Origin of the sequence: Arthrobacter sp. S41 (genome assembly GCF_004320535.1) — a bacterium.
In the GTDB taxonomy this organism is placed as follows: Bacteria; Actinomycetota; Actinomycetes; order Actinomycetales; family Micrococcaceae; genus Glutamicibacter.
In genome coordinates this window covers 1,962,337-1,976,734 of the sequence record NZ_SIHY01000001.1, presented here as the reverse complement: position 1 = coordinate 1,976,734, position 14,398 = coordinate 1,962,337, and the positions used below count along the sequence as shown (strand labels likewise).

The 14,398-nt window shown below is 55.3% G+C and carries 14 protein-coding genes; 5 read left to right on the top strand and 9 right to left on the bottom strand.

Annotated features, from left to right (window positions below; genetic code table 11):
- Positions 1-134 precede the first annotated feature (134 nt).
- Both EYR88_RS09090 and EYR88_RS09085 read right to left on the bottom strand, forming a co-directional pair.
- Positions 135-803 carry a helix-turn-helix domain-containing protein gene (locus tag EYR88_RS09090; protein ID WP_131089320.1) on the bottom strand — a complete coding sequence of 223 codons (669 nt, stop codon included), beginning with the start codon at positions 801-803 and terminating at the stop codon, positions 135-137.
- A 188-nt stretch (positions 804-991) separates the two neighbouring features.
- Complete coding sequence (locus tag EYR88_RS09085) at positions 992-2,689, bottom strand: hypothetical protein (protein WP_131089319.1); 1,698 nt, start codon at positions 2,687-2,689, stop codon at positions 992-994.
- A 273-nt stretch (positions 2,690-2,962) separates the two neighbouring features.
- Here EYR88_RS09085 and EYR88_RS09080 point away from each other — a divergent pair, with 273 nt between their 5' ends.
- Entirely contained in the window at positions 2,963-4,858 is a 1,896-nt protein-coding gene (locus tag EYR88_RS09080; protein WP_131089318.1) for an FAD-dependent monooxygenase, read from the top strand.
- A gap of 87 nt (positions 4,859-4,945) precedes the next feature.
- Here EYR88_RS09080 and EYR88_RS09075 read toward each other — a convergent pair whose 3' ends face one another.
- Positions 4,946-5,530 carry an RES family NAD+ phosphorylase gene (locus EYR88_RS09075; RefSeq protein WP_278184786.1) on the bottom strand — a complete coding sequence of 195 codons (585 nt, stop codon included), beginning with the start codon at positions 5,528-5,530 and terminating at the stop codon, positions 4,946-4,948.
- Between the two features lie 29 nt (positions 5,531-5,559).
- The gene (locus EYR88_RS09070) at positions 5,560-6,330 is read right to left on the bottom strand and encodes a hypothetical protein (protein ID WP_131089316.1); all 771 of its coding nucleotides are present in this window, start codon (positions 6,328-6,330) and stop codon (positions 5,560-5,562) included.
- 488 nt (positions 6,331-6,818) lie between these two features.
- On the opposite strand from EYR88_RS09070, the gene EYR88_RS09065 reads away from it, so the two are divergent.
- From EYR88_RS09065 to EYR88_RS09055, 3 genes are all read left to right on the top strand, one after another.
- Positions 6,819-7,496, top strand: a complete 678-nt coding sequence (locus tag EYR88_RS09065) for an Abi family protein (RefSeq protein ID WP_131089315.1) — start codon at positions 6,819-6,821, stop codon at positions 7,494-7,496.
- Between the two features lie 150 nt (positions 7,497-7,646).
- Complete coding sequence (locus tag EYR88_RS09060; protein WP_131089314.1) at positions 7,647-8,366, top strand: AAA family ATPase; 720 nt, start codon at positions 7,647-7,649, stop codon at positions 8,364-8,366.
- Positions 8,367-8,446: 80 nt separating this feature from the next.
- Positions 8,447-9,274, top strand: coding sequence for a PspA/IM30 family protein (locus EYR88_RS09055; RefSeq protein WP_131089313.1), 828 nt, complete (start codon positions 8,447-8,449; stop codon positions 9,272-9,274).
- Between the two features lie 73 nt (positions 9,275-9,347).
- On the opposite strand, the gene EYR88_RS09050 is transcribed toward EYR88_RS09055, so the two are convergent.
- The 3 genes from EYR88_RS09050 to EYR88_RS09040 are packed head-to-tail and all read right to left on the bottom strand — an operon-like array spanning position 9,348 to position 12,159.
- Positions 9,348-10,211, bottom strand: a complete 864-nt coding sequence (locus EYR88_RS09050; RefSeq protein ID WP_131089312.1) for a DUF4097 family beta strand repeat-containing protein — start codon at positions 10,209-10,211, stop codon at positions 9,348-9,350.
- Positions 10,208-10,897 (bottom strand): response regulator transcription factor, encoded by a 690-nt coding sequence (locus EYR88_RS09045; protein ID WP_131089311.1) that lies wholly within the window; start codon positions 10,895-10,897, stop codon positions 10,208-10,210. Before EYR88_RS09045 ends, EYR88_RS09050 begins: the two co-directional genes overlap by 4 nt.
- On the bottom strand, positions 10,885-12,159 hold the full coding sequence (locus tag EYR88_RS09040) for a histidine kinase (RefSeq protein ID WP_131089310.1): 1,275 nt from the start codon (positions 12,157-12,159) through the stop codon (positions 10,885-10,887). Before EYR88_RS09040 ends, EYR88_RS09045 begins: the two co-directional genes overlap by 13 nt.
- Positions 12,160-12,379: 220 nt before the next feature.
- Between EYR88_RS09040 and EYR88_RS09035 the strand changes: the two genes are divergently transcribed.
- On the top strand, positions 12,380-13,219 hold the full coding sequence (locus EYR88_RS09035) for an SGNH/GDSL hydrolase family protein (RefSeq protein WP_131089309.1): 840 nt from the start codon (positions 12,380-12,382) through the stop codon (positions 13,217-13,219).
- 4 nt (positions 13,220-13,223) lie between these two features.
- Here the strand turns inward: EYR88_RS09035 and EYR88_RS09030 are convergent, their stop codons facing one another.
- Together EYR88_RS09030 and EYR88_RS09025 are read right to left on the bottom strand one after the other, a co-directional pair.
- Positions 13,224-13,637: a VOC family protein gene (locus EYR88_RS09030; protein ID WP_242632500.1), complete on the bottom strand. Its 414-nt coding sequence runs from the start codon at positions 13,635-13,637 to the stop codon at positions 13,224-13,226.
- Positions 13,638-13,848: 211 nt separating this feature from the next.
- The gene (locus EYR88_RS09025; RefSeq protein WP_131089307.1) at positions 13,849-14,271 is read right to left on the bottom strand and encodes a hotdog domain-containing protein; all 423 of its coding nucleotides are present in this window, start codon (positions 14,269-14,271) and stop codon (positions 13,849-13,851) included.
- Positions 14,272-14,398 lie beyond the last annotated feature (127 nt).

The following is a 14,398-nucleotide window of genomic DNA, read 5'->3' as shown; positions in this document are numbered from 1 at the left end:
ACGTTGTGGACAGCATCGCCACATCGTGTGGGAAAAAGTTGAAGGCACCGAAACCTACAGGCCACGTGATGCTGGATGCTCCAATGAGGCCTGCACTGCCTAGGTGCAGATGAATCAACCCATCACTCAGGTGCTTAGTTCAACCGAATCCCTAACGCCTGTGAAATGCGTTCGGAAGCGTTGGTGAGCACCTGGGCGATGTGCTTCTCATCCAACTCTAGTGGCGGATAGATGACCGCGATGGCTGCCGGTTTATTCTGCGGCAACAACAGCGGAACCGCAATGGAGGTCAGGCCCGGGATGACTTCGTCGTGGCTGGATTCAAAGTCCTTGGCTGGATACTGTTCAGGGTTCAGTTGCGAACGGATCACTCGGCCAGGCGCACCATTATCAATGGGGTGACGAGTCCCGGGGCGTTGAGCCACCGTGGCATCGGCCATCCGGGGTTCCGCGGTACTCAAGGTGACAGCAGCTTCACCATCAAAGACCACCAGTATGGCGGTCATGCGCAGTTCATCAGAAACCGTGGCCAAGTGCGGCGCCGCTGCGGACTGCAACGACTTGGCGACATTGCGTGCCAGCGCGCCGAGGCGTGCTCCGAGTTCAAGATCGCCTGAGGCCAAGCGTTCTACAAAGCCGTACTGTTCAAAGGTCTTGACCAGGCGGTAGGCCATGGAGCGGTGGATCCCGAGCTGCGTGGCAAGCTCAGCGACACTCAGTGGCCTCTGCGATTCACCGATGAGGGTCAGCGCTTCGAGTCCGCGGCCCAAAGTTTGGGACCCGCCTTCGGTGGATTTGGTCATAACTTCATCATTTCATCTCGTCCGCGCCTTGAGCGACAAGCTACTTACTCGTCCGAACTATATTTGCTCACAGCCTAGCTCAATGCTTTGGCATGGCTTGCTTTGAACTTAATCAGAAGCCAAAGGCCCGCCCCACCAAAACTTGGTGAGACGGGCCTTATCTGCGAAGCGTGACCGAAAGGAAGCTGTTAGCGGATGGGCGGATCGGCTGGCAATAGGTGCTCGCCGGTTCGGTCCGTAGCCAGTGCCAGTGAGGATATGTACTGCAGTTCTCCGTTCGGACCAGGGACCGCCGAGGCCAGCATGTCTGGACGCTCGAAGCGCAAACCGGTCACGCAGCAGGTGTAGAGCTCATCGCTCGGGTTGCCTTCAGCATCCAGTAGTGGGCTGTTGATACCGTCGTCGCTGCGGCGCAGGTAGTAACGACCCTTGGTGACGATGGCCAAAATTGGTGGCAGGAACAAGGCCAGAGCTACGGCTACCAGTGGGCTGAACGGCTGGAGCTCAGGGCCGAGCAGTCCGAAGAAGACCGCGATGGAAGCGATGGCGGAGACCAGCATCGAAACGAAGCCCACCGGGTTGACCGCGTAAAGCATGCCGCGACGGAACTCTGGCACCTTGGGGGAGAGCTTAAGCAGGTACTTGTTGATCGCAATGTCGCTGGCCACGGTGACCACCCAAGCCATCGCGCAGTTCGCGTAGAAGCCAAGCACGGTATTGAGGAAGTCGAACATATTCGATTCCATCAGGATCAGGGCGATGCCCAGATTCACCAGCACGAAGACCATGCGGCCGGGATAGGTTTTGGTCACGCGGGTAAAGGAGTTGGTCCAGGCCAGTGATCCCGAGTAGGCGTTGGTGACGTTGATCTTGATCTGCGAGATGACCACAAGAACCACGGCCAAGCTCATGGCCAACCAGGCCGGCATCATTTCACGGTAGACACCGAGGAACTGGTGCACCGGCTCGTTCGCGGTAGCCGAGGCCTGCGGATCCAGCGTGGCAATCAGGTAGACGGCAATGAACATACCGGTGATCTGTTTGATCGCACCGAAGATGACCCAACCCGGTCCGCCAAGAATCACTGCGGTCCACCATTTGCGTGCGTTGGCTGAAGTTTTTGGTGGCATGAATCGCAGGTAGTCGATCTGTTCTGCGATCTGCGCCATCAGCGAGAGGCACACACCGGCGGCCAGCATGGCCGAGGCGAAGTTCACGCCCTCGCCGGTGCCCTGTGCGCCGGCGTAGTTCACAAAGGTATCTACGGATTCGGGGTGGCTAGCCACAAGATACACCATGGGTACGACCATCAGGATGAGCCAGAGCGGCGTGGTCCACACCTGTAGTTTGGCCAAAGTCTTCATGCCGTAAATAACCAGCGGGATGACCATAAGCGTTGAAATTGCATAACCCAGCGCCTTAGGGATTCCGAGTCCCAGCTCCAGACCCTGGGCCATGATGGCACCTTCTAAAGCGAAGAAGATAAAGGTAAAGGTCGCGAAGATGACATTGCTGACGATTGAACCGTAGTAGCCGAACCCGGAGCCACGGGTGATCAAATCCAGATCAAGGTTGTAGCGGGCCGCATAGTAGGCCAGCGGGAATCCGGTAACGAAGATGATGACCGCTGCGATGAGCACACCGGTAATTGCGCTCGCCGTTCCGTGGGCCAAAGCGATATTCGCGCCAATGGAGAAGTCCGCGAGGTAAGCGATACCGCCCAGTGCGCTGGTGGCCACTACCGAAGGAACCCATCGACGGTAGGAGCGTGGGGCAAAGCGGAGGGTGTAATCCTCTAAAGATTCCTTGGCCGCGTTCAGTTGGTCTTGCCCGGCAGTAGCGCCGGTGACTACCGATGCCTGCTGTTGTTCATTCGTCGCTGTCATGTTTCTCAGCTTATGGATCTGATGTTTCGCCGATTGCCGTCGTTCTGTGTCCGGCACGTAAATTACGTCCACCCCACGTGAACCCTTGGTTACGTGAGTGACTGCCCAACTCCGTGTGCAGTCTGATTTATGGCTCACGGTTGTTTGCTCAGCAAAGAGGTCAAGGAGCATGGTGTAAGTGGTCGCATGAAGCTACACTTGTTTCTATAGTTAGAACAGTGTCGCAACTATAGAGACAATGACGTTTTGCGGCACAGAACTAGGAGTCGGGTAATGCAGATTCACCACCGGGGATATGTTTCGGGGGATCCACGCGTCAAAAAGGCCGCAGGTTATGGAATCAATCGATCAACAGATATTCCTGATCAAATGGACGTGCTGATTGTTGGCACCGGCCCGGCCGCCTCCGTGGTGACCGCTCAGCTTTCTCGCTTCCCTAGCATCAACGCTCGCGCCATCGAATTACGCCCCGGTCGCCTCGACGTAGGACAGGCCGACGGGATCCAAGCCCGTTCAGTGGAAACATTCCAAGCTTTCGGCTTTGCCAATGAAGTTATTGAAGAGGCCTACCGCAATGTGGAGATGTGCTTCTGGACCCCTGATCCGGAAAATCCAGCGAACATTAAACGTCACTCACGGGCAGCCGATGACGCCAACGGCATTAGCGAATTCCCTCATATCTATGTGAATCAAGCACGCATCCTTGACTACTTCCTGCGTGATGCAGAACGTGCCCCGGGCAAGATCACCCCGGACTACGGTGTGGAATACCTCGGCTGCGAAATCGACCCCAGCGCCGAATACCCGGTGACCGCGACGATCAAATATGTTTCCGGTGAGCGTGCCGGTGAAGAACGCACCGTGAAGGCTAAGTACCTGGTTGGTGGCGATGGTGCTCGCAGTCAGGTGCGCCGCTCGCTGGGCCACAAGCTGCATGGCGATTCGGCGCTACATGCGTGGGGCGTCATGGATGTCATGGTCAATACCGACTTCCCAGACATTCAGGTTAAGTGCTCCATCCAGTCCCATGATGCGGGCAATATTCTTTTGATTCCCCGCGAGGGAGGCTATCTGGTCCGCTTCTACGTTGACCTAGGAGAGCTGAGCGCCCAGGACGCTGGAGCGGTCCGTAATACTCCGGTGGAAGATATCGTGGCCACCGCCAACCGCATCATCCACCCGTACACCATGGACGTGAAAAACGTAGCGTGGTTCTCTGTCTACGAGGTGGCGCACCGTATCACCGATGGCTTTGACGATGTCTCTGACCAAGAGCGTGGAACCCGTGCTCCGCACGCCTTCATCATGGGCGATGCCTGCCACACCCACTCGGCCAAAGCCGGTCAGGGCATGAACGTTTCCATTCAAGACGGCTTTAACCTCGGCTGGAAACTCGCCGCAGTGCTCGAAGGCCGTGCCCCCGAAGCGCTGCTAGATACCTACGCTGAGGAGCGCAAGGTGATTGCCCAGAATCTTATCGACTTCGACAAGGAGTGGTCCTCACTGATGGCCAAGTCGGTAGATGACTGGGAAGACCCGGACGAACTGGAAAAGTACTATCTGAAGACCATGGAATTTCCTGCCGGCTTCATGACCCAGTACACCGAATCAACCATCACAACCGGTGTAGAACACCAGGATCTGGCAGTTGGATTCCCTATAGGTAAGCGCTTCAAATCTGCTGAGGTGATTCGCCGAGCCGATAACCGTTGGCAGCACTTAGGTCACCAGCATGAGGCCGATGGACGCTGGCGCGTTTATGCTTTCGCTGATGCCACAGCTCCTGCGCTTCAAGGCACGGCCATGGCTGACTTCGCCACCTGGTGGGAGGCGGATCTTGCTTCCCCGCGCAACCTCTACACTCCGGTTGATGGAGACCAAGACGCGGTCTTTGACACCAAGGCCATCTACCAGCAGGACTACACCGAGGTTGAACTGCATGATGTGCCTAAGATTCTCCAGCCGTTGAAGGTGCCCTTTGGGCTGCACGACATCAACCAGGTATTTGCTGCCGGACATGGACGCGACATCTTCAGCGAACGGGAAATCAACCGCGATGGTGCCATCGTCGTGGTTCGGCCGGATCAGTATGTCGCAGGCATCTTCCCGCTGGATGCCCGTGAGGAAATCAGCGAGTTCTTCGCCCGGAACATGCTGCCGGTGTCCTGAAGCTGAATTCGATACCTACCAAAGAGTCGTCATGCGCCATTGCGGATGGCGACTTTTTAGGACGAGGGTATCAACAGCTGTAGCTTCCTAAGCCATGAGAAGTTCAACTTCCACGCCTGCGAGGTAATCAACAATTCTGTCGAATCCCGGACCGGCTGCGTAGATACGTCCTTGCTCCGGCACAATATCTAAGTCTCTGTCGGTCACTCTGTCGCCAAAAAAGACGTAAGCGCGATCAGTATTTCTTCGATCGCTCATCCACACCAGTCCGTCAAAACCTGCGGCGTGGGCAGCTTGTGCCCATAAAACTGTGCGGTGATATTCCGAGGACATTGTTCCAGTTACGTGCCTTGCCTCGGTACCAAGTTTCCGCAAACCGTCGCCCATGAAGGACGCCAGTTTCAGGACTCGGGTAGGCGTTATTTGCGCGCAGACCTTGTTCTTGACGTCGTCATACAGCACATACCCTGGCCCCGGCGGCACATCATGCAATATGGTTTCGCAGATTGCGGCCTCTTCGGTTTCGGCCGCATACAGAACGGGGACTAGGGGATCGCCAAAGAAAGCGAAGCGGGTTGGGGACCCCAAACCCGGGTTGAATTCCAAGGGTCCAGTCCTCTGGTTACTGAAAACTCGGTAAAGCTGCGCATCTGGTTGGAGCTCATAAGTCATCGGATCAAATTGATCGCCCGGTTCACGATTCACCATTGGATTTCGAAGGCCTGTTTTGCGACCTCCAGAACTCTCTCAGGATCCGAGAATCTATCAACCGGACGGTCTCCGTCGAGATATCCGGTTGGCCGAATGATCCATAACGCCAAGCTCGATTCGCTCCGTCCAGCAGCTTGGGCCAGAGCGATCAGCTCTTCGATCACAGGAAGAATTGCGTGCTCTGACCTGTCGAATTGATAGCCCGGATAGCGCAGCCCCTTAGGACGTTTCACCGCAATCAACTTCCCTTGGGAACGCTGATTTGATGCATAGGAGCGATTAGGCGAATCGGAACCGACAAGATTGGACACCTCTGTGCTGGTGAGTAGACCGAACTCGCTCTCAAGCTCACGCCAAGCCTGTTCGGTTGCAGCGCTCGCGCGGGCCAGCTGCGGTGACACGGATGTTGGTATCTTCGCCAATGCTGGGCCCAACGAGGAAAGGCTTTGCTCCATCTCGACTGCGATACCTACGAACGATGGATCGCTACGATCTTCTATGCCTGCTTTATGGTCTTCATCCTGCAAACGATGATTGTGCCGGACCTTCACGGCTACACCTTCGAAAGCCTCGCTCGCTTTGTTGGTGATGACTGTTCTTTGCTTAACAGTGATCCCGCGCAGGCTTTGATCGTCCTGCGCCATTTTCTGATCCAGGGCAGAGCGAAACTCTCCAACTAGCTTTCTAACGCCGGTTGCTTTCGATCGCACGATGGCCTTGGGGGCCCGTCTTTTCGGAACTGATCGCTTTGGGGTGCTCATCGCATCCTCCTGACGGTATGTACATTTACTCTACGCGTCAGGAGCGTCAGTGAGAAGAGTTGGGGCGAGGAACGCAGGGTGAAAGTGCGTGAAACAGACTCGTCTTGTCATACGGGTTGGCATTCTCGGGGCATGAACCCGTTCCTTGATTTCTTGCCGATACGCCACATCGATGAGCATCCCAAAGAGCCCATGGACCGTACCGCTTGGGCGTCCTAGGTCCAGGGCGTGCGCCAGGTCTTGGGATAGCTACTCCCTGAAAGGAATGTCTGAGGAGAATTAAGTACAGGTCCGTGGCGTCAGTTCAAGAGTTCGTTGACAGCATCTACGGCTACTTATGCACACAATTTGAAGCTTGCCCTGATCAAACGGACATAACCCTGAGAGCATGAATTAAAAGCAGAACCCCGGCCGTCTGATCGGTCTACCAAAAGACTACAGGGACGGTTCCGGGGTGTTCTCTTCCATTCTAGACGAGGTGGTTATCGATGGGCAACCTACAATCCTGGGACTTTTACGAGTTTCACTTTGGGGCTGCGCGTCTCAAACACTATTTAGTTGAAAGCCATGACGTACAAAACCAAGCAATGCTCCTTTATGAATGGAACTCCGATATCTCCGCGGCTTTTTGGGGATCGCTGGGCCACCTAGAAGTCGGGCTGAGAAACGCCATTGATCGACAGATGAATTTACGACATGAAGCTAAAGGGCGATCAGGAAATTGGATTTTTGATGATTCCCGAGAGCTAGGACGTAACGCAGGCAGGGGACAGCGAAATCACGCCTATCCATACGCCGATATTGATACAGCAATTTCTCGTGTACGTAGGAACCGTATGCCTATTGACCCAGGACAGGTCATCTCTGAAATCTCGTTCGGGTTTTGGCACCAAATGGTTTCGAAAAGTCAGATGTTCCTGTGGCCGGACCTCGTTGCGGCCTTCCCCTATATGAAAGGACGCAATCAACTGCTAGTCAGCACCAAAGTTGGAGAACTACGCGAGTTGCGAAACAGGATTGGGCATCACCACCGAATCTGGGCCTCAGATCTGGATCAAAAATTTAAGGACCTCGTTGCTCTAGCCGGTTACATACATCCAGATTTCGGGCGTTGGATCAAGGTCGAAAGCCGAGTGCCACTTATTCTGTCGGAGCGGCCCATATAACGCGGGCCGATGTCATGCGGCAGGCCATGCAAGCCCCCAGTACCAACTTTCATTTACTGACAACCAATATGCAATGGCCCCGTCATATGCAGTCCCAGATCCGACGCCCGGCAACTCGTCCTGTCCTACGGGGCTGATATTCTCTGGGGCATGAACGTGTTCTTTGATTCCTTGCCGATACGCCGAATCTCAGAGCATCCCAAAGAGCCCATGGATCGTTCCGATTGGGCGGCTCAAATCCCAGCGGTACAACAAGTCTTGGACGAAGGTCTGGACTTGGGACAGCTGACCGTGTTGGTTGGTGAAAATGGTGCCGGCAAATCAACGCTGGTTGAAGGTATCGCGGGGGCCTTCGGGCTGAATCCAGAGGGTGGAACCCGCGATTCCATGCACCATACCCAAATGACCGAATCAGGGTTATCCTCACACCTGCAATTAGAACGCGGAGCCGGGGCTTCGAAGGCAGGGGTCTTTTTGCGTGCCGAAACCATGCATGGGCACTTCGCCTATTTGGGTTCCGTCGGCTCGCGCGGCAAGCACAACTTCCAGAGCCATGGTGAATCCTTCATCGAATTCTTCACTCAACGCTCCAGCGTCAACGGGCTCTGGGTTTTTGACGAAGCCGAATCCGCGCTCTCCTTTAACGGCTGCCTGATGTTGCTCTCGCACATTTCCGATCTGCTGCGCAGCGGATCCCAAGTCATTCTCTCCACCCACTCACCCATTCTCGCCTCGCTGCCGCAGGCAAAAATTTACGAAATCGGCCAGTGGGGGATCCGCCCGGCCAGTTATGACGACTTGGAAATGGTCAGTAACTGGCGTTTATTCCTTGATGCACCAGGACGCTACCTGCGCCACTTTGACGCGTAGGTTCATCGAATTGCCCTTCAGTTATTGAGGCAGGCGCTCTTCCCCTAAGCTTTAAGCAAAGGACAACGAAGGGACGCACCATGGCACAGAAGCGCTCAATTTGGGCTCGAATGTTCGGAATCGGCAAAGCCAACGCCAACGCGGCACTGGACGCCCTCGAGGATCCAAAGAAGATGCTGGACCAGACGGTCCGCGACTACACCAGCAACATTGCTCAGGCAGAGCAGGCCGTTGCCCAGACCATCGGCAACCTGCGCATGGCCGAGGACGACTACGCCAAGCTACAGCAGGAATCCACCGAGTGGGGTTCAAAGGCCGTCGCTGCCTCCAATAAGGCTGATGAATATGCTGCCGCAGGAGATGCGAACAGCCAGCAGAAGTTCAACCAGCTAGCCACCGTTGCTATCCAGCGACAGATGGATGCTGAGAAGAAAGCTACTTCGCTGCAGTCGACCATCGCCACCCAGCGCGACGTCGTAGATAAGCTCAAGACCGGTCTGAACACCATGCAGGCCAAGCGCCAGGAACTGGTGGCCAAGCGCGATGAGCTGGTGGCTCGTGCACGCAATGCCAAGACTCAGAACCAGATGATGGACACCATGAAGGCTTTGGACTTCAACGATCCATCCAGCGAAATCAGCCGTTTTGAGCAGAAGATCCGTCAGGACGAGGCCAAGGTTCGTGGTGCTCAGGAACTCGCAGCTTCGTCGCTTGACGCGCAGTTTGCTCAGCTTGAAGATCTGGGTGCGGCTTCCGAAATTGATGCCCGTTTGGCTGCGCTGAAGTCCAACAACAATCCTCAAGATGTCATCGAGCAGGCACCGGCTGATCCTCAGCTGGAAGCAGCTGCGCCAGATCTTTCAGAGGTTGAAGCACGTTTGGCTGCGCTGAAGAACAAGCAGGCCTAAGCTTTTCTTTAGACACGAACAGCATGGGCTGCAGATGATCAAATCTGCAGCCCATGCTGTTTGTGTTCTCGGATTAGTTATTCCAAGGACCAGGGCCAGAATCCTGTGGATGGAAGGTGGCATTGCCAGCCGAAACATTGACCGAGATCTTATTCGGTGAATCCATATCCGTTGCTAGTTTGTTGCTCACGTCCCCGGCTGAGACATCTTGACGCAGGTCATAGGTGACGTCGGGGAGCTCAAGTTCCAAGGAACCGGCGCTGACTTCAGCGTTGATTTGTTTCGGTGCCTTGCCGGATAGGGTGCCTTGAAGCTGCCCTGCGGAAATATCAAAGTCAGCTTGTTCAACATCCTCTAAGGACACTTCAGCGTCTCCTGCTCCGATCTGCACTTTGGCGTTCTTCGCTGTTCCGGACAAGTCCAAAGAACCTGCACCAACTTCAACCTCGAGATTCTTATAGGAACCGACAGCATCGAGTTCACCGGAGGAGAGGTCAAAGTAGGCATCCATACTTCCATCATTCATGGATTCAGGTAGCGTGAGCACCGCTTTATTTTCATAAGAACTGCAGCCAAAGAAGCACCAGTCACCCCATGAATCCGGAGAATCAACGGATAACTTGTTGCCTTCGCGCTTCAGCTGCCACTCCTGAGAATCCGAGCTATCCACTTCCAACGTAGCTTCTTGGACCTTGGCAAAGTGCAGGTCAAAGCGTCCAGAACCGGCACTAATTTCTAAGTTGGTGACACCGGCAATGTCGGCACTCTGTGTGGAGTTTTCACGGCTCAAGGTGGCAAAGGCGCTACGCGCGGAGCTGATCAACAAGGTGAGGATCACCAGCGCACCGATCACAGCGAGGATGATATTCAGTGCTGTGCCGTTGCCGTTGGACGTAGGGGGAATCGGTGGCCTCGTCGTGGTTTGTGTATCAGTCATGATCCGTTCCGATCTGTGTGGTTGGTGCCCAGGTTTTGTATATGTGCCAGGGCGGCCAGCACACGCCGGTTGCCCGTTCCGTCGGCCTCTAAGCTGAGCTTCTGGAAGATGGAGGTGATGTACTTTTCAACGCTGGCTTCCGAGAGGAAAAGCAACGCAGCAATTGCTTGGTTGGATTTTCCCTCGGCCACCGCGGCCAGGACGCTGCGTTCCCTATCGGTCAGTCGTTGCATTCGGTCATCATGATTGCGGCGAGTTAATAGCTGAGCGACAACTTCCTGATCCAAAATCGTGCCGCCGGCAGCGATCTGTTCCAACGACGCAATGAACTCACTCACATCAGCCACCCGGTCCTTGAGCAGGTAGCCAATGGCCCCTGACTGAGTGGAAATCAGCTCCGAAGCGTAACGCTCCTCAACGTATTGGGAGAGCACCAGCAACGGCAGATCCGGATAGGCTTTGCGCACTTCAAGAGCTGCTCGGATGCCTTCATCGGTGTAGCTCGGCGGCAGCCGAACATCCAAGATGGCGATCTGTGGGAAGTCTTCGGCATCCACCGATTCCAAGAAACTCATTAGCCCGGTGGCGTCGGGCAGATCCACAACCACGCGGTGACCGCTGTGATCGAGTAAGCGCACCAGTCCTTCGCGCAGTAGTACCGAATCCTCACAAATTAGTACGCGCATGGCACGCTCACTTCCACTGTTGTTGGTCCGCCGGCCGGACTTTGCAGAAGCAGGGTTCCACCGGCTGCCAGCACCCGGTTGTTGATTCCATCTAATCCGCCACCGGCAGTGATGTGTGCGGAGCCCACGCCGTTGTCTTCAACTCGCGCCCACAAATGTGGCTGACCGTTGGTTTCGCGCACCCTTACGGTTACTTGGCAGCGTTGGGCTCGTGAGTGTTTGGCCGAGTTGGTCAAGGCCTCAGCGATGGCGAAGTACACGGCTGCTTCTGCCACCCGCGGGTAGCGACCTTCTAACTGCACATCAAGCTGGACCGGAATATGTGAACGTCCGGCCACGGCCGAGAGTGCTGCGTCCAGGCCACGATCATCGAGCACTGAGGCGTAGATGCCTCGGGTCAGTTGACGTAGCTCGGTGATGGCGGATTTGGTGGAGGCGTGAGCTTCGGCCACCAGCTCCTTAGCCTGTTCGGGGTTGGAATCGATCTGCTGATGCGCCAGCCCCAAGGTCATGGCCACGGAGACCAGTCGTGGTTGGACGCCGTCGTGTAAGTCGCGTTCGATCCTAGTGCGTTCCACTTCGGCAGCACGCACCGCGCCTTCCCGCTGTACCGCGGTGCTGCGTACCCGTTCGGTGAGCGCGGTTTCCCGGGCTAAGGATCCAATGATGCCAACGGTGATGCTGCGGTGCAGGAAAGCTAAGGCGATGACTATGCTTGCGCCGGCGATGGCCAGGAGCATCAGCCATGGGGCCTGGTTTACAGGGGTGTCCACGTTGAACGGTCCGGACACTGTGTCTGTGCCGGTGAGCGGAGCGAAGGAAAGAATCGCGAAGTGCACACTCCACTGCAGAACTCCGAGCATGATGGTGCCGGTGATGCAGGAAAGCACCAAGCTGCCCAGCGCCGCCCACATGCGTGATTCGGAGACCGCCCGGCCCAGAGTACGGACATACCCGCCAAAGCCTGGACCGCGTCGAGCCGGCCAACGCAGTGGCACCGCATCTATTCCGTACAGTCCGCCGATTCGTGAAATTTCAAATCGGGCCACAACGAACATCGCGCCGAGCAAGCCAACAAGTACAAGCAGGCCAATACCGAGCAGTGAAATGAGCCCAATTCCTAGGGCCAGCCAGGTAACCAGCAGGCAAAGCCCGATGACACCGAAAGTGCCCATCACTGCTAGATGTAGCAGCGTGAAGCCTAATCTCAGTGGTGGGCGGGAGCGCGTAGTTCCCGGGGAAGACAGTGATGTCGAAGTCATAATTCAACAGTAGATTGCGCAGATCAGCGCCGATACACAGGGAACCATACAAGTTCATTATGGAAAACCCGAAGTATTTGGCTTCAGCGACTTGGTAGCCAGCCGGATGTCGGGACTGAACATGTCCAAGGAGTTTTTGACTGCGTGCTGATTCCAGCATTTACCCGGTGTTCAACTCGAATCTGATCGCCATGCACATTGACCCAATAGCGTCTTTAGTATGGGACGGCTATTTATGGCGCTAGGTGATTCCTTCACCGAAGGAGTAGGGGACTGGGAGCCTCGGTTACCTAACGGGGTGCGCGGCTGGGCGGACCGAGTGGCCAAACAGCTGTCTAAAGCGGATCCGCAGTGGCAATACATGAACCTGGGGATTCGCAGCCGCCGACTTGAACAAATCATTGAAGAACAGATCCCTGTGGCCCTTGAGCTCAAGCCGGACGTGATCACTTTTTACGCTGGCGGAAACGACATCTTAGAGTTCCGCAAAGACATGAGATTTTTCCTTGAACGATATTCGCAGGCAGTGGATGACCTAGTCTCCACCGGTGCCAAAGTACTGTTGTTCACCGGATTTGATATCCCAGTACATCCGGTGCTGGCACCGTTTAAACGTCGCAACTGGCGGTTTAATGACTGCGTGCGTACGTTGGCGCAAAAGTATCCGGAGAGTGTCGTGCTGGTGGATTACTGGCAATGGGATGCCTACCGAGACCGGCGCATGTGGGATATCGACAAGCTGCATATGAATCGTGCGGGCCATCGTTATATGGCCATCCGAATTCTTGAGATTTTAGAGTCTGAGCACCAGTTGGAATTTGATCCGCTGGCACATGCCGAGCGCGCGGGATTCTGGCAGGCCACCCAGCGGGACGTGGAGTGGTTGCGACAATGGGTGCTACCAATGTTTGGTCGACGGATGCGCGGAGTGACGTTGGGGGACGAGCTTGCACCACGTTGGCCGGAACCCATGTACCCGGCCAAGGGCATGAAAAAACAATTCCGCAAGCGCCGCGCCTCGTTCGTGGCGCAGCCTTTGCGGAATTCAGAAGTTTCTTGAGTACTTAGCCTGCTGGAGCTTCCATGGCTTCAGGGCTCATCCAAGCAATTTCCCACACGTGTCCGTCAGGGTCCTGAACTGCTGCCTGATACATGCCCGGGAATGGTTCGCTGGCTGGACGGTAGGTCTTGCCGCCGCCGGCCTGAGCGCGGGAGACAAAATCATCCACGCCTTCACGAGTCTCGGCTGTCAGGGAATTGAGTGCTTCGCGGAATCCTGAATCCAGTCCTGGCTTATCGCCATTGACTAGGAAAGTAGCGAAGAATTCTTGCTTCAAGCTCATCACAAAGATGTTTTCATCGATAACCCACGAGGTTGCATGATCATCGGAGAAGGTGGGGTTCTTGGTGAATCCAAGCGCTTCGTAGAACTTGTCTGCTGCGGCCAGATCTGCGGTTGGCAGATTGACGAAAATCATTTGTCCCATGGTGATGCTCGCTTGTCTCTATGCGGGTGATATCTAACGGCAAGATCTACTTTGCGGGATGCTGTCAGCTAGATCAAGTGCTTTGCCTCAACTGCCATGGACGAAGCACAAGACCTCGACCCGAACACATTAGATGTGTTCGGGTCGAGGTCTTGGAAGCACCCTGAATGCAGTGTGGGCTTAGGGTCTTTGGTACTGAAAGTTAGATGAGCGCAGTGGTGATTTCCAGCGGGATGCGATCCCGGGTGTAGGTGATGTGGTCGAAGCCGTGTGGCTGTGGCTTACCGTCTTCACCGATATTCACAAACACGATCTTTTCGATGGTCAGGATTGATTCCTGAGTGAAGATGTTGCGTACTTCTGCACGCAAGGTGATCGAGGTGCGACCGAAGTCGATGGCCGTGAGGCCCATTTCAATGAGGTCGCCTTCCTTAGCCGAAGCAATGAAGTTGATCTCGGACATGAACTTGGTGACAACATGCTTGTTGCCCAGCTGGATGATGGAGTAGATCGCCGCTTCTTCATCAATCCATCGCAAGAGGCTACCGCCGAATAGCGTGCCGTTTGCATTCAGATCTTCTGGGCGAACCCACTTACGCGTATGAAAAGTAATACCCTTAGCCATACTCAAAATGCTAAGTCAGATACGGGTCATTGCGCTGTTATGTGATCCACACTGTCGCCGAAAACACATAGCCTTACCGTGGAACCGGGCCTTGTGCTAGCGATAGCGTTCTTTAGGTTGCGACTTT